Annotated in this window: 23 protein-coding genes and 1 pseudogene; 10 read left to right on the top strand and 14 right to left on the bottom strand. The window is 40.6% G+C overall.

The genetic code is table 11. From position 1 onward, the window contains the following. Positions 1 to 121: 121 nt before the first annotated feature. On the bottom strand, positions 122 to 433 hold the full coding sequence (locus tag CXF88_RS17710; protein ID WP_101088005.1) for an EthD family reductase: 312 nt from the start codon (positions 431 to 433) through the stop codon (positions 122 to 124). Between the two features lie 272 nt (positions 434 to 705). Continuing rightward, positions 706 to 1,554 carry an AraC family transcriptional regulator gene (locus tag CXF88_RS17705; RefSeq protein ID WP_101088003.1) on the bottom strand — a complete coding sequence of 283 codons (849 nt, stop codon included), beginning with the start codon at positions 1,552 to 1,554 and terminating at the stop codon, positions 706 to 708. A gap of 391 nt (positions 1,555 to 1,945) precedes the next feature. On the opposite strand from CXF88_RS17705, the gene CXF88_RS17700 reads away from it, so the two are divergent. Then, the gene (locus CXF88_RS17700; protein ID WP_101088001.1) at positions 1,946 to 2,602 is read left to right on the top strand and encodes a glutathione S-transferase; all 657 of its coding nucleotides are present in this window, start codon (positions 1,946 to 1,948) and stop codon (positions 2,600 to 2,602) included. A gap of 152 nt (positions 2,603 to 2,754) precedes the next feature. Here the strand turns inward: CXF88_RS17700 and CXF88_RS17695 are convergent, their stop codons facing one another. The 3 genes from CXF88_RS17695 to CXF88_RS17685 form a co-directional block, all read right to left on the bottom strand. Further along, on the bottom strand, positions 2,755 to 3,513 hold the full coding sequence (locus CXF88_RS17695) for an ATP-binding protein (protein WP_101087999.1): 759 nt from the start codon (positions 3,511 to 3,513) through the stop codon (positions 2,755 to 2,757). Between the two features lie 430 nt (positions 3,514 to 3,943). After that, entirely contained in the window at positions 3,944 to 4,828 is an 885-nt protein-coding gene (locus CXF88_RS17690) for a DMT family transporter (protein WP_242445193.1), read from the bottom strand. Between the two features lie 357 nt (positions 4,829 to 5,185). Then, positions 5,186 to 6,892, bottom strand: a complete 1,707-nt coding sequence (locus CXF88_RS17685) for an AMP-binding protein (protein WP_101087995.1) — start codon at positions 6,890 to 6,892, stop codon at positions 5,186 to 5,188. Between the two features lie 583 nt (positions 6,893 to 7,475). Between CXF88_RS17685 and CXF88_RS17680 the strand changes: the two genes are divergently transcribed. The 3 genes from CXF88_RS17680 (at position 7,476) to CXF88_RS17670 (ending at position 13,141) form a co-directional block, all read left to right on the top strand. Further along, a complete protein-coding gene (locus CXF88_RS17680) occupies positions 7,476 to 10,811 on the top strand; it encodes an MHYT domain-containing protein (protein ID WP_101088218.1) in 3,336 nt (1,111 codons plus the stop codon). A 14-nt stretch (positions 10,812 to 10,825) separates the two neighbouring features. Next, entirely contained in the window at positions 10,826 to 11,821 is a 996-nt protein-coding gene (locus CXF88_RS17675; RefSeq protein ID WP_192115968.1) for a two-component system response regulator, read from the top strand. A gap of 114 nt (positions 11,822 to 11,935) precedes the next feature. Next, positions 11,936 to 13,141, top strand: a complete 1,206-nt coding sequence (locus CXF88_RS17670; RefSeq protein WP_101087993.1) for an MFS transporter — start codon at positions 11,936 to 11,938, stop codon at positions 13,139 to 13,141. Between the two features lie 274 nt (positions 13,142 to 13,415). On the opposite strand, the gene CXF88_RS17665 is transcribed toward CXF88_RS17670, so the two are convergent. After that, positions 13,416 to 13,748 (bottom strand): hypothetical protein, encoded by a 333-nt coding sequence (locus CXF88_RS17665; RefSeq protein ID WP_192115969.1) that lies wholly within the window; start codon positions 13,746 to 13,748, stop codon positions 13,416 to 13,418. On the opposite strand from CXF88_RS17665, the pseudogene CXF88_RS17660 reads away from it, so the two are divergent. Further along, a pseudogene (locus CXF88_RS17660) lies at positions 13,725 to 13,955 on the top strand (IS110 family transposase); the annotation flags it as partial. The gene CXF88_RS17665 and the pseudogene CXF88_RS17660 sit on opposite strands and share 24 nt — an antisense overlap. Positions 13,956 to 13,988: 33 nt before the next feature. Here CXF88_RS17660 and CXF88_RS17655 read toward each other — a convergent pair. Next, positions 13,989 to 14,285, bottom strand: a complete 297-nt coding sequence (locus CXF88_RS17655) for a hypothetical protein (protein WP_157822829.1) — start codon at positions 14,283 to 14,285, stop codon at positions 13,989 to 13,991. Between the two features lie 239 nt (positions 14,286 to 14,524). Here CXF88_RS17655 and CXF88_RS17650 point away from each other — a divergent pair, with 239 nt between their 5' ends. Next, positions 14,525 to 15,763, top strand: a complete 1,239-nt coding sequence (locus tag CXF88_RS17650) for a cation diffusion facilitator family transporter (protein ID WP_101087988.1) — start codon at positions 14,525 to 14,527, stop codon at positions 15,761 to 15,763. 8 nt (positions 15,764 to 15,771) lie between these two features. Next, complete coding sequence (locus tag CXF88_RS17645) at positions 15,772 to 16,179, top strand: MarR family transcriptional regulator (RefSeq protein WP_101087986.1); 408 nt, start codon at positions 15,772 to 15,774, stop codon at positions 16,177 to 16,179. 177 nt (positions 16,180 to 16,356) lie between these two features. Here the strand turns inward: CXF88_RS17645 and CXF88_RS17640 are convergent, their stop codons facing one another. The 5 genes from CXF88_RS17640 to CXF88_RS17620 all read right to left on the bottom strand — a co-directional run bounded on the left by CXF88_RS17640 (position 16,357) and on the right by CXF88_RS17620 (position 19,517). Beyond that, the gene (locus CXF88_RS17640; RefSeq protein WP_101087984.1) at positions 16,357 to 16,692 is read right to left on the bottom strand and encodes a DUF6488 family protein; all 336 of its coding nucleotides are present in this window, start codon (positions 16,690 to 16,692) and stop codon (positions 16,357 to 16,359) included. Between the two features lie 69 nt (positions 16,693 to 16,761). Beyond that, positions 16,762 to 17,283 (bottom strand): hypothetical protein, encoded by a 522-nt coding sequence (locus tag CXF88_RS17635; RefSeq protein WP_011637972.1) that lies wholly within the window; start codon positions 17,281 to 17,283, stop codon positions 16,762 to 16,764. Positions 17,284 to 17,296: 13 nt separating this feature from the next. Then, positions 17,297 to 17,995: a HupE/UreJ family protein gene (locus tag CXF88_RS17630; protein ID WP_101087982.1), complete on the bottom strand. Its 699-nt coding sequence runs from the start codon at positions 17,993 to 17,995 to the stop codon at positions 17,297 to 17,299. A gap of 156 nt (positions 17,996 to 18,151) precedes the next feature. Beyond that, positions 18,152 to 19,132, bottom strand: coding sequence for a M56 family metallopeptidase (locus CXF88_RS17625; protein WP_101087980.1), 981 nt, complete (start codon positions 19,130 to 19,132; stop codon positions 18,152 to 18,154). Between the two features lies 1 nt (position 19,133). Further along, positions 19,134 to 19,517, bottom strand: a complete 384-nt coding sequence (locus CXF88_RS17620) for a BlaI/MecI/CopY family transcriptional regulator (protein ID WP_101087978.1) — start codon at positions 19,515 to 19,517, stop codon at positions 19,134 to 19,136. Between the two features lie 410 nt (positions 19,518 to 19,927). Here CXF88_RS17620 and CXF88_RS21935 point away from each other — a divergent pair, with 410 nt between their 5' ends. Further along, positions 19,928 to 20,101: a DUF6435 family protein gene (locus CXF88_RS21935; protein ID WP_157822828.1), complete on the top strand. Its 174-nt coding sequence runs from the start codon at positions 19,928 to 19,930 to the stop codon at positions 20,099 to 20,101. A gap of 241 nt (positions 20,102 to 20,342) precedes the next feature. Then, the gene (locus CXF88_RS17615) at positions 20,343 to 20,672 is read left to right on the top strand and encodes a hypothetical protein (protein WP_101087976.1); all 330 of its coding nucleotides are present in this window, start codon (positions 20,343 to 20,345) and stop codon (positions 20,670 to 20,672) included. Positions 20,673 to 20,684: 12 nt separating this feature from the next. Here CXF88_RS17615 and msrQ read toward each other — a convergent pair whose 3' ends face one another. Both msrQ and msrP read right to left on the bottom strand, forming a co-directional pair. Next, positions 20,685 to 21,290 (bottom strand): protein-methionine-sulfoxide reductase heme-binding subunit MsrQ, encoded by a 606-nt coding sequence (msrQ, locus tag CXF88_RS17610; RefSeq protein ID WP_101087974.1) that lies wholly within the window; start codon positions 21,288 to 21,290, stop codon positions 20,685 to 20,687. Next, a complete protein-coding gene (gene msrP, locus CXF88_RS17605) occupies positions 21,290 to 22,327 on the bottom strand; it encodes a protein-methionine-sulfoxide reductase catalytic subunit MsrP (RefSeq protein ID WP_101087972.1) in 1,038 nt (345 codons plus the stop codon). Before msrP ends, msrQ begins: the two co-directional genes overlap by 1 nt. 309 nt (positions 22,328 to 22,636) lie before the next feature. Between msrP and rmuC the strand changes: the two genes are divergently transcribed. Beyond that, complete coding sequence (rmuC, locus tag CXF88_RS17600; RefSeq protein ID WP_101087970.1) at positions 22,637 to 24,133, top strand: DNA recombination protein RmuC; 1,497 nt, start codon at positions 22,637 to 22,639, stop codon at positions 24,131 to 24,133. Positions 24,134 to 24,266 lie beyond the last annotated feature (133 nt).

Raw genomic sequence — 24,266 nt, 5'->3', positions numbered from 1 at the left:
AGTCAACAGTCGCATCGCGAATTAGACGGTAAGGTTAATACCAATGCGTCCTAAATGATTTTATTCATTTAAGACGCTAAAATGGCAATGCTAGGGTAACGTACATTAGACAGGCATAATATTATTGAGCAATGTTACTAATTTGTATCACGGGATGGGTATTTGTGAAATTAACTATATCTGCCGCTATCACAGCTTGATGTGGGCCAAATGATTGTTTAAATGTTTCTACAGATTCAAATGTAAGATGACCCATTGCGATGTACATAGGAGGCTCACCGGGTACAACACTAGCAAGGCCAAGGTCTGCACTGGCTGAAAGAAGTGCTTCCCCGACTAAATCTGCAACAAGTGGTAAATGGGTTTTACAGTAGTAATCCATATCGAAAGTAGCACTTTCACTATTTGGGTACAATACACTGACTTTAATCATGACATTCTCTCTTTTATTAATCGTTAAGTTCTACAGTATTCAAACATAGTGGCGACAGATTAACACTTTGACGAAAACCTTATCTACACAATGCCCGGTCACCATATCGTTTTTTAAAATTGTTGCCCATGCTCATTGCTTCATTTTGCAAAGTGTTAGTTACATTTAATGAGGCTAGTCTACGCAACAACTTGTATAGGTACTTATCAGAAAAGCTCAGTTGATGGTCACTTTAGTCCAAAACGAATTAATGCGCTCTCCATTGCTACATATTAAGGGGATTGCCGTTGGCGATACTCAGACGGCGAGCAACCGATATGTTTTTTAAACACACGATTAAAGGTTGATATAGATTCAAAGCCTGTTTGAAAAACAATGTCGGAAACCCGAGAGCTTGGTTCGTCTAGCAAACTAATGGCTTTATCAATTTTTAATTGGCTGATATGTTTTTTAGGGGACTGTCCATAAACCTCGTTGAATTTTCGTTTGAAGCTCGACACACTCATATGGCACAACGCGGCCAATTCATCGATGCTTACATCACTGAATAAGTGATGTTGGATAACTTGTTCGAATTTGACAAAATTAGGCTTAAACATCGATGCTAAAAAATCTAATTCTGATGGGGCTGACACCTTTTGGGTCATCAACAACACAAATTCACGTAACTTGGTTTCTATCATCAAGGGCGTTGCCAAATCAGGTGTGTCGAGCAATATAGAAATACTGTCCCGAAAATGTGTCAACAATTGGTCCACTTCTACTTGCTTTAAGTCGTAATCGACTTGATAGTCCGATTGGGTGAAATCGAAATGGAATAAACGTTGAAAAATATCGGGAAACAAAAAAACACCAATCACCTCACCACGGCCTTGCTCTAACTGGCCACTTACGGTTTCATAGAAATAATTGACGCATTTGGCAAGCAAGCCAATATCACGGTTTACCGTCAATACTCCTGTTGCAGTACGCACCTGGTACTCACCTTCGGTAAAAAAAGCAAAACATGCTTCGTTAGACGCAAATTCTCGAGCAAAACGCTTAAAAGCTGGAATAGTAAGTTTTTTAAAAACAACATGACCTTTGTATTCAAGTGTTTTCTCAATAGAGGAACCCTGCATGAATGAACTACCGCATAATTGAACAGTCGTTAAAGTATGTAATACAGCTGTCTTTTACGCCAGAGGTTTGTGGTTCAAGACCTAACGTTAAACGAAAAATAGCGCCATAAGTGTTGGATAACAAGGCGCAGTTTCTTATATCTCATAGCGTTATTCGTTACCTATATCAAGGTAATGAATACTCTATAAAAACTGATTTTTAATCGTTTAATACTCTTGTTCTGAAGTTAATCATTTAACACTTAACCTAGAAAAATGAGCTTCAAACAATACATTTCAATCTTCAAAAAAACTCCCGTAATCAATATTTAAAGGGTTAGGTATTAGTGATAAAATGAACAGGATTATTTTGCTAACTGCATTACCTGACTGAGAGATAATAAACAACATCATGGTATTACCTGTACTCTATTCGTTGAGAAATTGTCCTTACGCAATGCGCGCTAGACTGGCTATTTATGCATCCAAACAGCAAGTAAACCTGCGCGACCTAGTGTTAAGCAACAAACCTGCAGAAATGCTTACGGTGTCGCCCAAAGGTACAGTGCCAGTTTTAGTCACCACAGATAATCAGGTCATCGATGAAAGTTTATCCATCATGCTATGGGCTTTTTCACAAACAGACCCTGACGATTATGTTAATAAAGCAACGCCAAACGCGTTAACTGAAATGTTGGCGGTTATTGCGATATTTGATAATGAATTCAAAGGACATTTAGAGAAATACCGCTGCTCTAAACGTTACCATGAACCGTCGCTTATAGAAGATAGACAACAATGCGAGCGTTATCTTGCTGATCTCGAATCAAGGCTTTGCCAGCACTCATATTTAATGTCTGACCAACCAAGTTTGACAGATTTAGCATTAATGCCGTTTATTCGTCAGTTTGCCAGAGTTGAGCGACAATGGTATTTACGATCACCCTACCCCAAATTACGACAATGGCTTAATCACTATTTACAGAGTCGAATGTTCAGCAAGGTGATGGTACAAAACCCAATGTGGTTAGACTCAAAACAAGAAATTGTTTTTGGGGCCAATGTATAAGGCTGGCTTGATAAGCCAGTCATCAAAACTCGCGGCGACAACATTAAAATATTTCGCCTCAGAATATGAACTAACAACCGTCTAAAATAAAAATCATCTAAGATAACAATCATCTAAGTTAAACGTCATCTAAGATAACAATCGATAGCCTATCAACCTTGTGTATCGCTGAGTAAGTTGGCGTAACGTTCCATTGGAATACTCATTTGCTCTTGTAACGCTTTGCCTTTCGCCAGTAGATCGTGTCTTTTTATCGCAGGAATGTCGCTTTTGAATGCGAGCACAATGGTATTGCCGCTTTCGACGTCAAAACTGAGTAATCGATTTTCAAATTCGAGCGCGAGTAATTCATCTAGCTCTTGGCGTAATTCAGCTGACGTATGCCAGATATTGAGCACCAAAACCCCTTGTTGATTGAGTGCATTTTTACAATCGTGTAAGTAGGATGATTGTACTTGTTTCGGCTCCATACCTTGTGAGTTGTATAGATCTGAAAAGATAATATCGCTTTTTATGTCGGTATTTTTAATGTAATTCACCGCATCGTCAATATGAATAGCAAGACGATCAGTTTCAGGTAAGTAAAAAAACTCTTTCGCAGCCTTCGCGACGGCTTCACGGTATTCAACCGCGTGTACCTTCAAATCGGCGAAGCTACTGAGCAATATCTTAGCCATTGAACCTGCACCCAGCCCCATGATTGTGGCTGTTGTTACTGCGGGAATAAAAAATAAACCTGCCATCATGGCTTGGGTATAGCCCAGATGTAATCCATTAATATCATTGATTTTCATACAACTTTGATAGATTTTTCCATCAAAACTGAGAATGCGGCTGTTTCTTGTTTGATAAACATAAATGGGGCCGTGCTCATCTGCTGTAGATGAAATGCAGGTTCCTTTGATATCCATGGTATTTTTGATACCTCTTAAATATGGGGCTGTAGCGGGTAAGGCAGTATAACGGAAAATAAGCTTAGGTCTTTGTTATTGATTTTTATCGTTTAATAAATGAAAGTATTTAGTGAGTAGCCACTTTTATTTGCTACCGTTGTCACGCAACAAAATATGACATTTCACGCTACAGAGTATGAGCTTTAGATCAAAAACCTCCGATTTACAAAAATGAACCTTGCACCGTTAATTTAACGTTAGTCGCTTTTTATCCGTCATCAAGCTTATGCGAAACATTTTATCTATCATTAATGTCTATCGCTAATATCTAACCTAGTAATGTCTAATCTAATAATCTCTAACTTAATAATATCTAGCCTAGTAATCTCTAATCTTATAGTGTTTAACTTTGTTATGCCTTACCGCAGAGTGAATCAATTCACTCTGCTCATGCGCTATTTTTTATCAAACTTGCTGAGACTGTTTTACGGGTTTGAATTAGGGTATATCCGCCACTTAATACCACCAGCAGGCTTCCAAGTAAGGTTGCTAAATCTGGCGATTCTCCAAATATAAATATCCCCAAACCTAAGGCAAATAATAAACGGGTATAACGAAAAGGAGAAATAACCGATACATCGCCCGCGCGCATAGCAATTGTGAGGGCATTATACGCCATCACCCCAAACACAATTGCACCGATAATTTGCGCTGCTGCAGTGGAACCAAGTTGTAATGGCTCGTTTTGGTATAATTGTATGGCAATGCCTGCTGGAATTAGCACAAAAAAACCATACACCCCAAGTTGCATATTAGACAACACCGGCGAAGCAGCACGAGTTGCTAAATCGCGGCCCGCAAAACCTAAGGTCGCGACAACCGCAAATAAAGACGTTGCTTCAAAGCCATCAAGACCAGGGCGAATAATCATCAACACGCCACAAAAACCAATCAATACGGCAATCCAGCGTTTAAAACCAACCTGTTCACCAAACAATAAAGCTGCACCTATCATTGCTATTAACGGGGTGGCCTGCAAAATGGCCGATGCACTTGATAAAGGCGTTAGCGTGATAGCCAATGCAAAACAGAAACGACCAATAACTTCGCACACCGCACGGATGAGTATTGGCGTAGACAATATCGCTGGGTGTAAAATTGTTTGCCCTTTACGCCAAGTCAGCAGCATAAAAATCAACATTCCGCCCAATCCAAATAACGCTAAAATCAGACCAATAGACGTGGTTTCGGCTGCCGATTTAATCAGCATGTCTTCAATAGAAAATGCTGCCATCGCGGCAACCATAAAAAGACTACCTTTAGTATTATTCAAAATAACTCCAACAATGGGTCGATTGTATCCAGCTGAAAAAGCGGAAAAGCTGACGAACTCAGCCGATAAAAATATAAGCCGGCAATGGTATCACTCACCAAATGCTATCGAGAAAACATCATTTGTTTACAATTGTGTTTAACTCAAACCTAAACTCAAACCTAAACTCAAACCTAAACTCAAACTGTTTATCGAAAGTAAGGCTGTTTCAATTATGCCAATGCTTATGACACAGCTATTTAATGCGTTACTTGTCTGTGCGTGTAATATCAATTTCACTTGCAAATATATTGCCCATTAATGTTAAAGCCCAGTGCGATAACTCAACACTGGGCTTTAATGACTACACGCAAAATATCAATTTATGGCTTCATGTAACTCTTGATACATCAACTCACGCATCTTAAATTTTTGAATTTTCCCCGTCACTGTCATTGGGTATTGGTCAACAAACTTGATGTAGCGCGGTACTTTAAAATAGGCAAACTTTTCGGTTAAAAAGTGACGAATATCGTCTTCGGTGATGTCGGCATTGGCACGGACCTTAATCCACGCGCATACCTCCTCGCCGTATTTGTCACTCTGCACGCCAAACACGGCAGCATCCTGCACGTCCTTATGGCTATAAAGTTTTTCTTCAATTTCACGCGGATATATATTCTCACCGCCGCGGATAATCATGTCTTTTATACGGCCAACAATTTGCACATAGCCTAATTCATCCATTTGGCCGATATCGCCCGAATGTAACCAGCCTGCGCTGTCGATGGTTGCAGCCGTTTTGACTGCATCATTCCAATACCCTTGCATGATGCAGTAACCTCGACTGCACACTTCACCGGGTTGACCAATAGCAACCACGTCGCCAAACTCATTGATGATTTTCACTTCGGTATGCGGCAATGCTCTGCCAACGGTGAGCACTTGTTTTTCGATTGGGGAGTCAATTTCAGTAATGTGATTTAACGGGCTGCATTCGGTTTGTCCGTAACCAATTAGCACTTCTTTCATATACATTAACTCTTGTACTCGGCGCATGACTTCTTCGGGGCATGTGGCGCCCGCCATAATGCCTGTGCGCAATGAGCTAAGATCAAACTGGTTAAATTGTGGATGTTCTAATTCGGCAATAAACATGGTTGGTACGCCATGTAGAGCTGTGCAGCGCTCATTTGCGATTACTTGTAACGTGGTAAGAGGATCAAAAGATTCACCGGGATACACAGCTGCTGAAGCATGAATAACACAGGCTAAACTGCCTAACACCATGCCGAAGCAATGATATAAAGGAACCGGCATACATAACTTGTCAGTTGAGGTAAAGCCCATGGCGTCAGCCACTAAATAAGCGTTATTTAAAATATTGTGATGCGATAACGTCGCGCCTTTAGGGCTACCTGTAGTACCTGAGGTAAATTGAATATTAATCGCATCATGAGTATCGAGAGCGTCAGCAATGGTGGCCAACACATGTTGAGCTTCGTCGTTAACCTCCAGCAGCAAATCATTAAAGTTGAGCATGCCGGGTGTACGGTCGGTGCCCATTCGAATAACATACTCGAGTTCAGGCAGTGCGAGTGTAGTGAGCTTACCTGCTGTGCTGGTGCTTAACTCTGGCAGCAACTCATTTAACATCTGTAAGTAATCACTGGACTTAAATTTATCGGCACAAATCACTGCTCGACAGCCCACATTACTTAAAGAGTATTCCAGCTCTTCAGGCCGATAAGCCGGATTAATACACACCATAATGGCACCAATTTTAGCCGTAGCAAATTGGGTTAAACACCACTCAATATTGTTAGGAGACCAAATGCCGACTCTATCCCCGGGCTGAATACCTAGCGTTAATAAGCCGGTGGCAAGCGCATCAACCTTTGCTTGAAACTCACGGTAATTCCAGCGGATTTGTTGATGATGAACGACTACCGCAAGATTGTCTGGGTAAGCACTGGCAATATCATCAAAATATTGACCAATGGTTTTATCGGTAAGCGTCGTTGAAGTGACACCATGATATTCACTTTGAGTAAGCGGTAGTTGTGCTTGATGTTGATTGACCATTAAAGCCTCCTTGCATGTGCTTCGTCATGCTCAAGCTAACCAATTAACGGCCTGACTCACAAGTAAAAAAGCACTACATTAGACTAAAGAGGCATGGTGAGTAATGTTTACAACAAAGGCTAATATTGACAGTAAAGCATTCATTTTTGTCAGTAACGGTTTGATGATGATGTCTAAACAACCTTATTAAAACGACTTTTTAACGCCCCCTAAAAACAATAAACAAAAGTGAACGACGAACTGGAGTGATAACCGGAGCGATAATTGAAACGATAGACGAAATCGAAAAATTAATCATAGCCCAAACTAAATACCTAAATACCTAAACACCTAAATACCTAAATACCTAAATACCTAAATACCTAAATACCACCGACTATTAACATTATTACAACAACATCATGTAAGTTAACTACAGAATGGAATTGAAAAACACAAAACTATTAACCACAACCCGCACTAAATCATTTAAACGTTGATCTAGCGCAAGCTTTAGTTAAAAATCGAACAAATACTGATGTTTTTTAATTCCAAGCCGATAGCTTCCTTATACTTATCTAAAAGTGACATTCATCTAATTATTATGCTTGAGACAATTCGCACACTCTTTTCCGTTACAGATGAAAGCCTTTTAGTCGTTGGTGACTTTCAACCTATAGTCGTTTTCATCTCTATCGCTATCGCGGTTTTCGCCTCGTTTATGGCATTACAAGTCGCGTCGCAAGCGGTATTAACGCTCAATAAATATAAACGATACTTACTCACCAGCTGCGGCAGTATTGCACTTGGTGGCGGTGTGTGGTCGATGCATTTTATTGGCATGTTAGCGTTCAGTTTATGCACTCCAGTGAGCTACGATTTCGGCTTAACCGCGTTATCGTTTATTCCGAGTATTGCCGCATCTTGGGTAGCCTTAAATGTCATATCAACAGCCAAACCAAAACTAAGCCAGTTTGTGGTGGGCGGTATATTGACCGGTGCAGGTATTGGTACCATGCATTACGTCGGCATGGCGGCTATGGAAATGGCTCCTCTACTACGTTACGACTTATTCTATTTTGGCTTATCAATAGTTATTGCCATTATTTTGGCCATTGTCGCACTGTGGATACGTTTTAGCTTGAACCATCTAGGTCGCTTTACCTTAAGTGAATTACATAAAAATGCGATTGCGGCGATGGTGATGGGTTGCGCTATTTCCGGCATGCATTACATCGGTATGGCTGCAGCTCGTTTTGTCCGCCCACCAGGATTTGAATTTTCTGAACAAACCACAAAGATGTCACTGTATTTAGGCATTGCCGTTGCCACGATTACGGTGGTGATTATTTTATTGGTGTTAGCCGTCAACATGCTGATTAAATACCAAACCTCGTTACACCAAGCCAAATTATCTGAAGCACGCTACCGCGCGACCATTAGTACCGCCGTTGACGGTATCATTACCTTTAACGCTAAAGGGCGTATTGAAAGCGGCAACCGAGCGGTAGAATTACTCCTGGGCTGGCGACTTGAAGATGTGTGCCACCAAAATATTCGTGACTTTATACCAGGCCCATTTATCGAAGAATTTAACGCCCGTTTAGACAGTTTTTTTAACCACAACATAGCGCAGCAAAAAAGTACTGGCCGCGATGTAGAAGCGCTACATGTTAACGGTACGGTCATTCCGGTTAGGGTATCTATTGGTCATGCATGTATTGAAGGTAAAAGCCTGTTTGTGATGTACATAAGCGACTTACGTCATCGTATTGAAATGCAACGTGCACTAATTAAAAGCGAAGCCCAGTTTCGCTCACTTATCGCCAATATTCCCGGTATCGCCTATCGCTGTTTAAATATTGAAAACTGGCCGATGGTATTTATTAGCGACGCGGTTGAAAAGATCACCGGTTATCCAGCAAGCTACTATATAGGCGCAACACCAAAACGTCATTTTTACCAACACGTACACCCAGATGACCTTGAGCAAATAGGTAATCAAGTCGTCACAGAGCAAGTGTTTAAGCTGGAATACCGTATCTATAATGCCAACGGCGATATTCGCTGGTTGCTCGGTTATGGTGCTCATGTTGACGGGATAGATGTACAAGATAAATGGCTCGACGGCTTTATTATGGACATCACCGATCGCAAAGAAATGGAACAATCTTTATTAATTGCCAAAGACAAAGCGGAACAAGCAGCATCAGCTCGTTCGGCATTCCTAGCGAACATGAGCCACGAAATCCGCACCCCAATGAACGCCATTATTGGCTTTAGCGACATTTTACTCGACGATTCGCTACCCGCTGAACAGCAAAAGCATTTACGTACCATTAATCAGTCTGCTAAGTCTTTATTGCACCTATTAAACGATGTTCTCGATAGTGCTAAGTTAGATAAAGGCAAGTTCGATCTCGAATTACGCGATTTCTCTGTTATTGAAGAAATTGATTCGGTGGTATCGACTTTATGGTTACAAGCTAGCTCTAAAGGTCTGTTCTTAAATGTGAATGTATCAGCAGATGTGGCAATGTCCTATCATGGTGCTCCAGATCGAATTCGTCAGGTATTGACTAATTTAATTGGCAATGCGATTAAATTTACCGCCGAAGGGGGTGTCAGTATCGATGTGAGCGTTAAACCAAGCGGTTGCATTGAATTTGCCATTAACGATACCGGTATTGGCATGACACCAGAACAATTAACCTTAGTGTTTGATGCCTTCGCTCAAGCAGATGCCAGCATGAATCGTCGTTTTGGTGGCACAGGTCTTGGTACGACCATCAGCAAACAATTGGTTGAATTAATGGGTGGCAAAATTACCGCCAAAAGCACATTTGGCCAAGGCAGTTGTTTTGGTTTTGCCTTGCCATTAACCGCGCCCAAACACATCAACAGCACGTTGACCCCGTTAACAAACAGTCACATTAAACCATTGGCCATTTTGATTGTTGATGACATTCAGCAAAATATTGATTTGCTCACCATTATGATGAAGCGCCAAGGTCATAGCATCATTACTGCCCGCGACGGTAAACAAGCCCTATTGCGGATGCGCAGCGACAAAATTGATATTGTATTGATGGACGTGCAAATGCCTATCATGGACGGATTAACCGCCTCGCGTACTCGTCGTGAACAAGAGCAAAATGAACAGTTACCGCATATGCCAATTATTGCATTAACGGCCAGCGTATTGCCTGAAGACAAAAAAGCAGCCTTGGATGCCGGCATGGATGGTTTTGCCAACAAACCTATCGATATGATGCTGCTTAATCATGAAATTGCCCAAGTATTGAAACTTGAACAAAGCAATGTGGCCGTCGATAACCCCGCTGTTGATATCGACAACAGGCAAGTGGTTAATGAGAAAAAAGGCGCTTCGATGTGGGGAGATCAAATGACTCTCGTGAAAGAAATCAGCCTATTTATGACTAAACAATACGATAGCAACCAACAGCTTAAACAATTAATACAAACTGCCGACTGGCCAGCTATTAGTCAACAACTGCATGGACTCAAAGGGCTGTCTGGCAATTTAGCTCTAATGCAACTGACACGGTTATTTAGCGATGCTGAACGCTCAGCCATGACAAAATCCAGCACAGAATTACTGACCTTGCTGCCAAAGATTGAACAGGCTTTTGCGCGCATCGCAGCCTATCTTAGCACTCAAGATATCAGTCAACACCCAGATAAAGCCGCAGAAAAAGATCCTATGAGCGTCGATGAGTTCATCCAAATCATTAACCTTATTCGCTTAGCTGCAAAAGAAAATCAATACAATGAACACGATGTCGATACACTAATTGCAGCCACTCCGGCGGCATACCGACAGCAATGTATCAACATACAACATGCTCTAGACGACTTTGAATTTGAACAAGCAATAACACAACTCAATACTCTTGAGTCCGATGTTACTGCACAGTAAAAAGACTGAATTGAATGATATATAACAACCAAGACCGTATGCCGACAATTCTAGTTGTCGACGACGAGCCCGCTAACCTCAGAGTATTAAAGAAAATGCTTGAGGATCAGTACAGGCTGATATTTGCTAAAAGTGGCGAAGAAGCTCTGCGTTTAATTGAACGCGACCTGCCTGATTTGATTTTACTCGACGTGATGATGCCAGGTATGACTGGTTTTGAAGTCTGCCAACAACTAAAAACAGAGCAACGCACCAAAGCAGTACCGGTCATTTTTGTTACGGCGTTAAGTGACGAAGTAGATGAAGCCAAAGGCTTTGATGTTGGCTCGGTAGACTACATCACTAAACCCGTGTCCCCAGCGGTGGTTAAAGCACGTGTTCGTACTCATTTGTCTTTAGTGCAAGCAGACGATTTGCGCCGTACTCGTTTACAAGTCATTCAACGCTTAGGCCGAGCATCAGAATACAAAGACAACGAAACCGGTATGCATGTGATGCGCATGAGCCATTTTTCTAAAATCATTGCCCTCGCCTATGGTTTATCAAAATCGGCCGCCGACAATTTACTCCATGCAGCACCAATGCACGATATTGGTAAAATTGGTATTCCCGACAGCATTATGCTTAAACCGGGTAAGCTCACCGATGAAGAATTTGCCATCATGAAAAAGCACCCTGAAATCGGCGCCGAAATTCTAGGTGAATCAGATTCAGATTTGATCGCCTTAGCCAAAGTCGTCGCCATGACTCACCACGAAAAGTGGGATGGTAGCGGCTACCCTCATGGACTTAAAGGTGAAAATATTCCTATTGAGGGACGTATTGTGGCAATAGCCGACGTATTTGATGCTCTCACCAGTAAACGCCCTTACAAAGAAGCATGGACTGTCGACAAAGCCATGGCATTTTTACATGACCAAAGCGGCATACATTTTGACCCGCAATTAGTGACATTATTTCAGCAATCTTTACCCAGTATTTTATACATTAAGCAGCGCTGGCAAGACTAATATGCCGTAATTGGCACGTTAGTTTTTGTCATGCACAAACGGGCTTAGCTCAGTGGTTTAGCCCGACATCAACTGTTAAATTCACCGTATTTTATATCACCACTAGGATTTTTTATGACACCGGCTGCAGCATTACCAAGCCAACTGAATACTACCGCCATTTTGTTAGTGTTAGCCTTAGGCACATTTATATTGGGATTATCAGAGTTTTCGATGATGCCAATGCTGCCATTAATTAGTGAAACATTTTCCTCAACACCGTCACAAAGTGGTTATGCCATTAGTGCTTACGCGATAGGTGTTGTTGTCGGCGCCCCTATTTTAATGCTGACCACAGCCAACATGAAAAAACGCCATGCCTTGGCAATATTTCTGACCTTAATGTTTATCTCTAATGGCTTAAGTGCCATGGCAACCTCACTTGAACAGCTTATTGTATTTCGCTTTTTAAGTGGCCTACCCCACGGCGCTTATTTTGGTGCCGCGATTTTATTGGCTGCCGATATTGCCCCTCAAAATAAACGTGCAAGCTATATGTCTAAAGTGTTTATGGGCCTAACCATAGCCACTATTGTAGGGGTTCCCATAGTCACTTTAGTCGGCCAAAACTTAAGCTGGCGCTATTGTTTAGCGGGTGCATCTGTCCTCGCCTTAATTGCATTAGTGTGCGTATATGTGGTGATCCCTAAAATTGAAAACAACCAACCGTCAAATTTAATCAATGAGTTTAGCGTGTTAAAGAATAAATTGGTTTGGTCAATTCTTGGCATTGTGATTATTGGCTTTGGTGGTGTATTTTGCATTTACACTTACATTGCCGATACCATTTTAGTGGTGACTGAAACGCCGGCATACACCATTTCAATCGCGATGGTAATGTTTGGTATTGGTTGTACCTTAGGCAATTACGTACTAGGCAAAGCAGCCGATCGCGCCGCCTTAAAAACCACTGGTATTGCTTTAGTTTGTACGATTATATTTTCGCTTGCTTACGTCAGTGCCAGCCATAATATTTGGCTATTGTATGGAGTAATTTTCTTTATTGGCTGCAGTGTGGGTTTAGCGACACTGATTCAAACCTTACTGATGGACGTATCGCCAAATGGTCATGCGATGATAGGTGCATTAGTACAATGTTCATTTAACACCGCCAATGCTATCGGCCCTTGGGTGGGTGGCATGTTTATCGCACAGGGTGCAATGCCTAACGAGACAGGTTATGTAGCGGCAGTGTTATTTGCTGGCGGCTTAATGATGTGGCTGTTAAGTTATCTGCAAATGAATAAGAAAAAGGCTCAACTGGAACAATGTTCTGCATAATCAGGCTTTAGAATTTATTCTTTAACGAATTTTTATAACAAATAATCTAACTAATTATCTAACTAACTCCCTAGCGAATTATCGAACAAATTGCCGGGCTCAATACCGATAACATTGTCGGTAACATTGTCGATAACATTGTCGATAACCGTTAGGGTAAGTAGTTTGAGCGTCTGAGAAACACCTATCTCGGCGACTTATCAAACCATTAAAAGCGTCATTTATATTACGTGATGAAAATGTATCGATATCAATAATGTAAATTAATTAACTATTATTTAATCTCAAATTTTTGCATCCATTTATCACAACGAGCGTCATCAAGCTCTTCATAAAGATGCAGTGCAGGTAATAATTCAAGCTCAAAACTTTCCTCGCTATCATTAGCTATAGCGGTTAACAGCATGGTAAACCAAGCCGTTATTCCACCTTGAGGTGACGCCTTTAATCGAGGAAAACTAGGGTCAGTTGCAGTGCCAATTAACCAGTCTTTCGCAAGTTCAGGGGCTATAACTAACGCACGCGCTAATCCAACAAAATCAACATCGCCACATTCTATTACTTTTAATGCCTGAGTATAGGTTTTAAAGGCCATCGAAAAATTCAAGGAGGACGACACCACGTTAGAACCGTTTTATACATGGCCATGATGTCAGCGATACAATCTAACCTCGTTTCCAAAGGGACTTATCAGCGATTAGTTGCTGCAGAAAAACCAAACAAAGTGGTTATTGTAGCCTACATCAGAAAGATGGTTATTAGCTTAAATTCGATGCTAAGAGATGGTGTTTTATGGGAAGCGCCAAAATCTTAAATTAACTATTGACGCCATAGTCTCGTATTAATATTACTCTTTAATACGCCAACCTTTTGATTTTATACATGAAGCGTTTGCGCTAAAAAAAGATAAAAGTTGAATACTAGCAAAAGCGACTTCAAGCTCTTCTGAGTTTTCATTTAATGTTGCACTACTAACACCTTGCCTAGCTTCTAACGCACAATCACTCGCTTCTTTTCGAAACAGTTCGTTGTCAGCTGACATCTCACCGTATTCGTTATGAACAACAATTGGTGGAGTCGTAGAGCAAGAGCAAATCATAGACAATATAAATGCCAAAGAAAGTATTCTTGTGTTTATAACCATAACTTTTCAACAAATCCTCGTAATGCTAACGTTTCACAGTAAAACATTTCTAGCTTTATCTCTTGCAATCTTACTCCCTCCCCTGAAAAAACTGCAATGCTATTATTAATCAAAAAGATAATCCGAAACAAGACTCTCAAATCAGCTTTTTGAATGCTTAAAATTGATAACTAACTTATTTACTTTGATTATCAAACAATATAACATCGAGAATTACTTGATAATCAAACTATTTTCTTATGAATAAAATTGCCGAAAAATATATCCACCAACACAATTTCACCTCCGTTAACGAGCAAAATGTCAAACGTACTTGGTATGTGCTTGTTATCTCAGTCATCACCATGGCAATCGAAGTGATAGCGGGTACGATATATGGCTCTATGGCCTTGCTCGCTGATGGCTGGCATATGGGGACTCACGCAGCCGCTTTTTGTATTACGCTATTCACCTATAGCTATGCAAAAAAGCATGCTAATAGTGACCGATTCTCTTTTGGCGTAGGAAAAGTCGGCGTTCTCGGTGGATATACAAGTGCAATCGCATTAGCCATTGTCGCTATTATTATGCTGGTTGAATCTCTACACCGTTTATGGTCACCTATTGAGATCCAATTTAACCAATCAATTCTTGTGGCTATCGTAGGCCTAGTCGTCAACATCGCCAGTATGTTTATATTGGGTCATGAACATCACGGCCATGACCACGGTGACCATAAACATCATAGTCATAAGCATGATGACCACAAACTTCATAGCCATGAACATGATGACCACGAGCATCATAGCCACGAGCATGATGACCACAAACATCATAGTCACGAGCATGATGACCACGAGCGTCATAGCCATGAACATGATGGCCACGAGCATGATGACCACAAACATCATAGTCACGAGCATGATGACCACAAACATCATAGCCACGAGCATGATGACCACGAGCATCATAGCCACGAACATGATGACCACAAACATCATAGTCACGAGCATGATGGCCACGAGCATCATAGCCACGAGCATCATAGCCACGAGCATCATAGCCACGAGCACCATAATGGTAACGACCACAATCTGAAGGCAGCTTACTTCCACGTACTCGCTGACGCATTAACATCGGTGTTAGCAATTTGTGCACTTTTGGTAGGAAAATTCCTTGGATGGTATTGGTTAGATCCCATCATGGGAGTCGTTGGTGCGGTGGTGATTACTAAATGGGCTTTAGGTTTAATGAAGCAAACGAGTCCTATTCTATTAGATGAAAATATCGACGAAGATTACCAATTAGACATTGTTAACACCATTAATGATGAACAAACCAAGGTCACCGATATTCATATTTGGAGAATTAGTGCCGACCACTATTCTGCCTCTATCGCAATCTGCACATCCACAGATACCAACGTTGAATCATTTAAACACTTATTGAATAAGTTTGATAAGCTAAGCCACTTAACTATCGAAGTGAATTACTGCTGAGGCCCTTTATGCATTCTTTGAATAATTTAATCATAGAGTTTTACGACAAACTGTCTTCTTGGGAGCAGTCTGTCGTTAAAGATACCGGTTATTCACTGGCACAAGTGCACACCATTGAGGTGTTAGGCTCTCACGGTTCCATGAGAATGAAAGAGCTAGCAGATAGGCTTGCAATTACCACTGGCACCTTAACGGTTCAGGTAGAGAAACTGGTAAATTTTGGACTCATTACTCGCTCTCCACATGAAGACGATAGACGTTCAATATTAGTTGGATTAACAAGCGAAGGCATTGCGCTCCATAAGCACCACAATCGCATGCATATACAACTGACAGAAGATATTACTCGTCATTTAGATCAAAATTCGATAGATGTTCTGACCAAGAGTTTTGAAAAAATGAACCAAGAATTCTAATCTTCAGATTGTAGAATATGATGTTACAACGTCAAATGAAGTGCGAATAAGATAACAAGTAAATCGTTTTTATATCAGTATATTGGGCGTGAAAAATAATTTAGCTAGTGCTTGTTTTGTTTTTGAATCAACGTTAGTTTTGGACACACGAAGTTTGTGTCCAAAACTATTTATCAATTATTTAAAAGTGTTACTTTCAGATACTGCCATGACTTCACCATCGTCAGCAATTTGAAAATATAACGTCTTTTTATCTTCTGTATTAGTGGCACTCACAATATAAACGCCTCCTGTAACGCTAAAGACCGTTACATCAGCAACGGTAATATTTTTCCATGATACCGGAAGCTGACCAACCGCATAGCCGAAGTCCTTAAATGTCATTTGTTTTGCAGACTTGATGACAACACTGATGGCAGCATTATCATTCATATGGCCATGGCTTGAATGTGCCAGCGAATAACTGCTGATTAAACAGCTCAAAAGCACCATTGTAAAAAGTAATGTTCTCATAAATTTCTCCTTATTATTTTAAACCGATCATTTTAAACCGATTATTTTAAACCGATCATTTTAAACCGATTATTTTAAACCGATGACTTTGTATTGTCCTTTTACCAATAACTGTACTGCTACCGGTTGATTAGACTTATTTTTCCAATACCATCCGTGGGAACCAGCAAATGGTGCCGTAAAACTACCTTTCATATCAGCCGACGTCGCGATGACATAACTTTCGTAATATCCTGAGGTATCTCCCTTTGGCTCACCATGGAGGTCAACAAATAAAGCCGTCCCATCTGTTATCCATTCATAGGTCATTTTTTCAAATTGTTGCATGTCGAATTTATATTCTATTCCACGCCCTGCAGGTACCATCACTTCTATCGTTTGAAACTCATTAGAGCCTTCGGCAGGAGCGCTTTGTTGTACTTCTGGTTCTGCCGCTTGCGCTAATACTGTGACACCTATTTTTTGTCCAATTCCAGTCGGATCAATGTTGTATTCGGCGGGTAAAATTAGCGTAACTAAAACAATGCCTGCTACGACAATCGCCGATAGAGCGGCTTTAATTAACGTACTGCTGCTGACTGTATGTTGCATATTTATCTCTTTTTTATTTATTAATTACGTAGCCAGTCAGTTGATACACAATCAACATGACACCCGCGCTCATTAGTAGTGTGTTTGTAAGCGTAGAAAAACGCTGAAATGAAGGCCATTTTCGCCATACATTAATGACAATCAAAATAACCACTAGCGCAGCAAATTGACCCAGTTCTACCCCAATATTAAAGGCCACTAGATTGGTAAAAAGGCCTTCTTTTGGTAAATTAAACTCCTGCAACTTAGTCGCTAAACCTAAACCATGAAACAATCCGAAAATTAATACTGCCCATTGGGTATTAGGCTGCCAATTAAAGCAACGCTTAAAGCCGCCTAAGTTATCAAATCCTTTGTACACGACAGATAAACCAATAATCGCATCAACGAGGTAGGCATTAACTTGAATATCACCTAAAACACCAAGTAGTAAGGTAGTGCTATGGCCAATAGTGAACATCGTGACATATAAGAAAACATCCCGGCTTCTATATAAGAAAAAGATAACACCAACCAGAAATAATAAGTGGTCATAGCCGGTAATCATGTGCTTAGCACCAATGTAGAGAAAAGGTACAAACTGCACGCCACTATTTTGTTCTAAAAAAGCTCGAGTGTTGTCATCAACCCCATGGGCAAATACGTCGATACTGATAAAAGCACAACCAATGAGGATTGCGAACAAGCAATAGCTTGATAATTTACTTAGCATTGGATGGCTCCAAAGTGTCTGTTTCAGTCAAAATAACTTCCTTATGGGTATGTAACATTCGATATAGTGGAGTGTGGTAAGCAAAACAAATAAATCAGTTGGTCATCGGTTTTTTACTTTTACGGTTCTAACGAATTGATTGATTCATAGTCTGATTTAATGGATGAAATAAGTTTCAATTAGATGGTGAAAACCATCTACCATTAATACCGTAAACAGCATTGCAGTTAGAAAACACAGTCCCGTAAATACCAGAGTAAGTTCGGATATTTGGCTCTGTGGTGATAGAAGCTTTTGTACCCGCAAAGTAATTTGATCATGACTAAAATGACTAACCACACTCCCCTCACAACGATGAGGAAACTGACGTTGTTTCTTGGCGACTGAAATTAATGTTTGTGCCACATCAAGGTTATCGTGATAACCCGTTACGGCGGAGTCTGCTTGTTGTTCTGTGAGCAAAGTAAAATGCTGTTGTAAAATGCGCCGAATTGGCTTTGGATAAAGCAGACAGAAAAAAGAGTAAATACTTTTAAATAGAGGATCTCTTGCACGTACATGTGCTAATTCATGTTGGATAATGATATCCAGAGCCAATGGTTCAAGTTGTTGAAGTAATCCAGTGGTAAGATAAACCCTAGGCTTGATCAAGCCAATTGTAAAAGCTGCTGGAATGCTTGATGCAATAGAAAAAATAGTCTGATTATTATCACCACTTATAGGTTGCACATCTGAAAATTTAAAAAGGTTGTGCATCGCGATTGAGTGTCGACGAATTTGAACAAACGCAAGGTTAACCATCACAGCCAATATGAGGGCTGCAACAACCAACGTTAAGCCATGCCAGCTTGTAAACTTGAACACATCAATATGGTGCCAATGAGCAATTTTTTCCATCAAAGCGATTACATTATTAGTATCTTGACGTGGAAAAAATATGACAACGCAACATAAAGCTATCCACCAAGGCGCGGTTGCTAATAGCCATAACGTTCGATTTCGAGCAATAAAACCAAATGAATTGAGGTTATTTTTAATCAACGGGATAATGGCAGATATTAATATCGTCACGATAACGAAAGCCGTTATTGCAACACTCATTAAATTCAACAAAATAGCCTCGTTACCCTCTAGCATCTTATATTTTCCTGCTACGTAACTGGCGTTGCTGTTCGATAAGTTTTTCCAACGCTTCAAATTGAGCATCATCGAGATTGGCTGACGAGGAAGCAAAAGCAGCAATAAGACTATGCTCGCCATCTTCGATAAAATCGGCTGTAACATCTGTAATTAACGTGGCGATGAGCGATTCACGATCGACTATAGCGGTATACAAATGTGCATGCCCCTGCTTAGTTCGGCTTAACAGACTCTTCTTAAATAATCGATCTAATGTAGTTTGAATCGTGTTTAACGAGTTACCACGACTCATCCCAACTGCAATATGAACACGCTTCGCATCGGCTTCTTTTTCAGACCAAAGGAATTGAAGTACTAACTTTTCTAGATCGCCTAATTGCATTACAAAGTTCTCTTAACAAAGTACGCAATAGTATGTCAAACTAAAAACCTATCGGCAATAGGTTTTTGAAAATGTGAGTGATAGAGAATCTATCACATTGATAATTAATAACAATTTATCACTGAAACGATTTCTATTTTAACCTCAGAGTTAGTAACTCTAACGATAATTTAGCAGCACTAATCTTTCGATGCCGTTCATTACCAGCACGGTAATGATTTGTTTTTATAGTGAAAATGAATCAATATCCATAAGGCCAACCACAATATCCTTTGAGCAATAACTCGCTGTATCCTCAGTAATACGATGTGCATAACGAGGAACATAGTGGAAAAGAGCGTGAATGATATTGGGCTGAAATCCCACAGCACTCGTACCATATGCAAATAATCATCACTAAGGGTTACACAATGTTTTCATTTTTAAAGCCAGACCCAGTCAAAAAATTACGTAAAAGCTATGATTTAATACTCGAACAAGCCATGCAAGCCCAGCGTAAAGGCGATATTAAAACCTATTCATTACTCACGGCTGAATCAGAACAGGTTTGGGCTAAAATTGCCGCTTTAGAAGCTGCAAAATAAAGGTCATTTGTTTTGCTAACAAGGCGCAACGCCGTTAGCGGAACAAAGATCAGTTTGATAGTCGTTAATATTCTAAGCAGATGTAATTAAGTAATATGTGAACCACAATCAAGATTCGGCCCCCATTTAACGTTATGCTGCGTCAGTCAAGGTCAATTAATACGCTAGTAATACTGGCAATGATGTTATTGACTACGTTACTGATGACATTTGTTATCGCACGTTATTGAGGAGAATTAGTATGTGGTGGCGAGTAACCATTATTAGCTTGGCTTACCTATTATTGGGCGCACATTTCTTACGATTCGATCAGCATATAATGGCTATTATCGCCATCTGTTCACCATTGCTGATGTTCATTAGACACTCATTTGTGCGCACATTACTCAAACTGGGGTTACTGATCAGCGTGGTATTTGTGTGGGCGGTAACCACGTTCAATTTCATCGATATGCGCATTGCACTCGAACAGCCTTGGTTAAGATTGGCCATTATCATGATATCAGTGATGATATTTACTGTGTTTGCGGCATTTTCAACCAACGGCCTCAATCAAAGATTGAGGCGTTAGCCATAGTTTGGGTTATTTTTTCGGCTTCAACCATTTATAAATACTGTCTTTGCGGTAAAACAATAGCACCGCAAATAGCGCAATATAAATGCTAGGTTCAATAATTTCAGACTTTACCGACCAATAAAAGTGGATAGGTGCCAATATTGCCGCCAGATAAATCCAATTGTGCAATGATTGCCAGCGCTTACCCATACTGCGTTTAATCCGGTTCGGAGAGGTTATCGCCAGTAATAAAATGATAATCAAGGTCGCCGCGCCAACTAAAATATAAGGCCGTTTTATGACCTCTTCAAACAATAATCCCCACGCAAACAACAAATCTAAGCTAATAAATGCACTGATGTGCAGCAACGCATAGGCGCACACATACAAGCCCACCAAACGACGAGTTTGTATCAGCGCTGCTATTTTAAAACGCTTGGCGATGGGCGAAATAAGCAACGTCACTAACAGGCTATTGATCGCGCCCATGCCGGTATAGTGAATAATATACTGCACCGGATCGCCGCCCGCATTGTCTGTTAACACTAGCGCCACGAGATAAAAGGCTGGCAATAAAAAGCTAATATGCAACAACACCTTTAACCAAAACAGACCTCGAGGGCTTATCCGCATTAGTAAAACTTCCTCAAATCGATATTTTTGTATAAATCGGCCACTGAATCGCCATAACCATTGAACATTTGCGTAGGAATACGTTTAGCAGAAAATAAGCCGCCTTCACCAATACTGCGCTCAGATGCTTGCGACCAGCGAGGATGGTCAACTTCTGGGTTTACATTGGCGTAAAAACCATACTCACTCGAGGCCAATTGGTTCCAGCTTGTCGGAGGCTGTTTATCCATCACCCGAATACGCACAATAGACTTAATACTTTTAAAGCCATATTTCCAAGGCACGACTAAGCGGATTGGGGCACCATTTTGTGGCGGCAAGGTTTTACCATATAAGCCTACGGCTAAAAACGATAAATCATTCATTGCCTCGGCAACCGTTAAACCCTCAACATACGGGTAATGGATCCCACCACCCATTAAGCGACTCTTTTGTCCAGGCATTTGGTCCGGGTCAAACAGGGTTTCAAAAGCAATGTGAGTCGCATTACTTTGCACGCCGGCTTGTTTAAGTAAGCTAGCTAACGAAAAACCGACCCATGGAACCACCATCGACCAAGCTTCAACACAGCGTAAGCGATAAGTGCGTTCTTCTAGGGCAAAACGGGTTGTCAGCTCATGTAAATCTAGGGTAATCGGTTTATCGACTAAACCATCGATGGTTAGCGTCCATGGATCAACCTTAAACCCTTGGGCATTATCAACTGGGTCCGATTTGTTGGTACCAAACTCATAGAAATTATTGTGACGAGTCACCTTGTCTTCAGGGGTTTTAGGATTAGGTAACACAAATTTGGCAGGTGTGGCGTATTGCAATCCTTGAGTGACAAAAGGATTTTGTGCTTTTTGCTCGCCAAACAAATCAAAAATACCGGCTTGAACCTGACCAGGTAAACTCGCTCCTAATGCACCTAACCCTAAGGCTTTAATAATGTTACGACGATCATTAAATACCGACTCAGGCGTAACTTGGTTATCAGGAATATGCCAAGAAGCACGTTTTTGTATGCCTTGAGTAAAACGTTTTTTACCGGTCATAAATCACCTCGTTAAAATATTTGTCGACAGCCAAGTGTCACTATAATCTGCCTTACGTCTCTCAATAGACAGGTAAAAAGCTATTTTTATTTCAGCTGATGGTTAAAAACAACTAAAAAGCCGCTAACCTTTATCTATTCGCAAAATAGCACACTGAGCATGTCATCATAGTTGTCTGTACGTACCAATATTGCGAGTAGATTTAAATTTAATCATTAACAACAATATTTCATTAAATCCTTAGTTTACCCCTTGCAGCTGCTTATTAGCCGTGCGACCCTTAACCATTATTTTCTATCGGTTTTTGTTATGCCTTTTGCAGTGTCGTTAACTCCTCCTCAAATTGCAGCTGTGATTGCTGTCGCGTTTGTTGCCTTTTTAATTGGCGCCCTAATCAATCAACGATTAACTCGTAAACGATGGGAGCAGCTTAAACTTCAACATGAACAACAAACACTTCAACAGCTCAACGAAGTTCAAATAGAAATGTCGAGATTACAAGATAATCTCGATGATAAAATCGATCACAGTAATCATCTGCAAAGCAAGATAGAAGATTTGATTGGCCAACTTTCCAGCGCAGAAACCAAAGCAGACAGGGTTAACCTCGTCGAGCAACAAATGGTCGACACCCAACATCGTTTAATGGAATCGCAGCTCAACTTAGCCAAGTCAAACGCGGTGCAACAAACGATTTTGGTCAAAGCAGAAACAGAGCAAAAGTCATTACAAGATAAAATCGTGCTACTCGAGTCCGCTGAAGAACGCCTTAAACTGCAATTTGAAAACCTGGCTAATCGGATTTTTGAAGAACGCAGTGAAAGCTTTAAACAACAAAACGTCTCGCAAATTGACGGTGTTCTCGGGCCACTGAAACAACAATTAGAAGGTTTCAGACGTCAAATTCAAGAGTCGTATACTCATGAGCAATCTGAACGAAGCGCGTTGAAACACCAGTTAGATAATTTGCGCGATCTCAACTTAAAAATGAGCCAAGACGCCATTAACCTGACTAAAGCGCTTAAAGGTGACAACAAGCAGCAAGGTAATTGGGGTGAAGTCATTTTAGAGCGCGTACTACAAGAAAGTGGTTTACGCGAAGGCCATGAGTACCAAACCCAACAAGATTTAAAAGACGATAACGGCAAGCGTTTTAAGCCCGATGTGATTGTGCATTTACCCGAGCAAAAAGACGTAGTAATCGATGCCAAAATGTCGTTAGTTAGCTATGAACGTTACTTTAATAGCGAAGACAAAGTTATTCGCGACCAAGCCATAAAAGAACATGCATTATCAATTAGGCAGCATATTAAAGGCCTTAGTCAAAAAGATTATCATAAGTTGCATGGCCTTAAGAGCTTGGACTATGTGCTAATGTTCATTCCCATTGAGCCGGCATTTTTACTGGCCATTGAATACGACCCAAGCTTAGTCAATTTCGCTTTAGAGCAAAATATTATGCTGGTCAGTCCGACTAACTTATTAGTGGCTTTGCGTACTATCAATAATATATGGCGTTATGAGTACCAAAATCAAAATGCCCAAAATATCGCCAAACAAGCAAGTCGTATTTACGACAAATTATGCGGCTATTTGGAAGATATGGAAAAACTCGGGCGCGCCCTAGATACGGCAGATAAAAGCTATCAAAGTGCCATGGCAAAATTGTCTTCGGGCAAAGGTAACGTCATTAGACAAGCGCATTACATGCAGCAATTAGGCGTAGACACCAGTAAGCAGTTAGATAAACAATTGCTCAACCGTGCACTTGATGAGTCAGTCGAAAAGCACGCCAGTAATAGTTAATCGATAAAATGAGTGATGATTAATCTTTATTTAAGCAACAAGGTTAATAGTCACTCAAGCCGTAACATATTTATTTACAGCAACACTTATTAGCAATCATTTATCAAACACATACTGATAGCAAACGAAATAC

Source organism: Shewanella sp. ALD9 (assembly GCF_002836315.1).
Classification (GTDB): Bacteria; Pseudomonadota; Gammaproteobacteria; order Enterobacterales; family Shewanellaceae; genus Shewanella.
This window is presented reverse-complemented; position numbering and strand designations above follow the sequence as displayed.

What these genes read in the sequence shown, in the direction of transcription:
- msrQ (WP_101087974.1), bottom strand. Translation starts at nt 21,290, where the DNA reads ATGCGGATAAGCCCTCGAGGTCTGTTTTGGTTAAAGGTGTTGTTGCAT.
- CXF88_RS17640 (WP_101087984.1), bottom strand. Translation starts at nt 16,692, where the DNA reads ATGAGAACATTACTTTTTACAATGGTGCTTTTGAGCTGTTTAATCAGC.
- CXF88_RS17645 (WP_101087986.1), top strand. Translation starts at nt 15,772, where the DNA reads ATGCATTCTTTGAATAATTTAATCATAGAGTTTTACGACAAACTGTCT.
- CXF88_RS17670 (WP_101087993.1), top strand. Translation starts at nt 11,936, where the DNA reads ATGACACCGGCTGCAGCATTACCAAGCCAACTGAATACTACCGCCATT.
- msrP (WP_101087972.1), bottom strand. Translation starts at nt 22,327, where the DNA reads ATGACCGGTAAAAAACGTTTTACTCAAGGCATACAAAAACGTGCTTCT.
- CXF88_RS17685 (WP_101087995.1), bottom strand. Translation starts at nt 6,892, where the DNA reads ATGGTCAATCAACATCAAGCACAACTACCGCTTACTCAAAGTGAATAT.
- CXF88_RS17630 (WP_101087982.1), bottom strand. Translation starts at nt 17,995, where the DNA reads ATGCTAAGTAAATTATCAAGCTATTGCTTGTTCGCAATCCTCATTGGT.
- CXF88_RS17700 (WP_101088001.1), top strand. Translation starts at nt 1,946, where the DNA reads ATGGTATTACCTGTACTCTATTCGTTGAGAAATTGTCCTTACGCAATG.
- CXF88_RS17680 (WP_101088218.1), top strand. Translation starts at nt 7,476, where the DNA reads ATGCTTGAGACAATTCGCACACTCTTTTCCGTTACAGATGAAAGCCTT.
- rmuC (WP_101087970.1), top strand. Translation starts at nt 22,637, where the DNA reads ATGCCTTTTGCAGTGTCGTTAACTCCTCCTCAAATTGCAGCTGTGATT.
- CXF88_RS17710 (WP_101088005.1), bottom strand. Translation starts at nt 433, where the DNA reads ATGATTAAAGTCAGTGTATTGTACCCAAATAGTGAAAGTGCTACTTTC.
- CXF88_RS17655 (WP_157822829.1), bottom strand. Translation starts at nt 14,285, where the DNA reads ATGGTTATAAACACAAGAATACTTTCTTTGGCATTTATATTGTCTATG.
- CXF88_RS17705 (WP_101088003.1), bottom strand. Translation starts at nt 1,554, where the DNA reads ATGCAGGGTTCCTCTATTGAGAAAACACTTGAATACAAAGGTCATGTT.
- CXF88_RS21935 (WP_157822828.1), top strand. Translation starts at nt 19,928, where the DNA reads ATGTTTTCATTTTTAAAGCCAGACCCAGTCAAAAAATTACGTAAAAGC.
- CXF88_RS17695 (WP_101087999.1), bottom strand. Translation starts at nt 3,513, where the DNA reads ATGGATATCAAAGGAACCTGCATTTCATCTACAGCAGATGAGCACGGC.
- CXF88_RS17675 (WP_192115968.1), top strand. Translation starts at nt 10,826, where the DNA reads ATGATATATAACAACCAAGACCGTATGCCGACAATTCTAGTTGTCGAC.
- CXF88_RS17650 (WP_101087988.1), top strand. Translation starts at nt 14,525, where the DNA reads ATGAATAAAATTGCCGAAAAATATATCCACCAACACAATTTCACCTCC.
- CXF88_RS17635 (WP_011637972.1), bottom strand. Translation starts at nt 17,283, where the DNA reads ATGCAACATACAGTCAGCAGCAGTACGTTAATTAAAGCCGCTCTATCG.
- CXF88_RS17620 (WP_101087978.1), bottom strand. Translation starts at nt 19,517, where the DNA reads ATGCAATTAGGCGATCTAGAAAAGTTAGTACTTCAATTCCTTTGGTCT.
- CXF88_RS17615 (WP_101087976.1), top strand. Translation starts at nt 20,343, where the DNA reads ATGTGGTGGCGAGTAACCATTATTAGCTTGGCTTACCTATTATTGGGC.
- CXF88_RS17625 (WP_101087980.1), bottom strand. Translation starts at nt 19,132, where the DNA reads ATGCTAGAGGGTAACGAGGCTATTTTGTTGAATTTAATGAGTGTTGCA.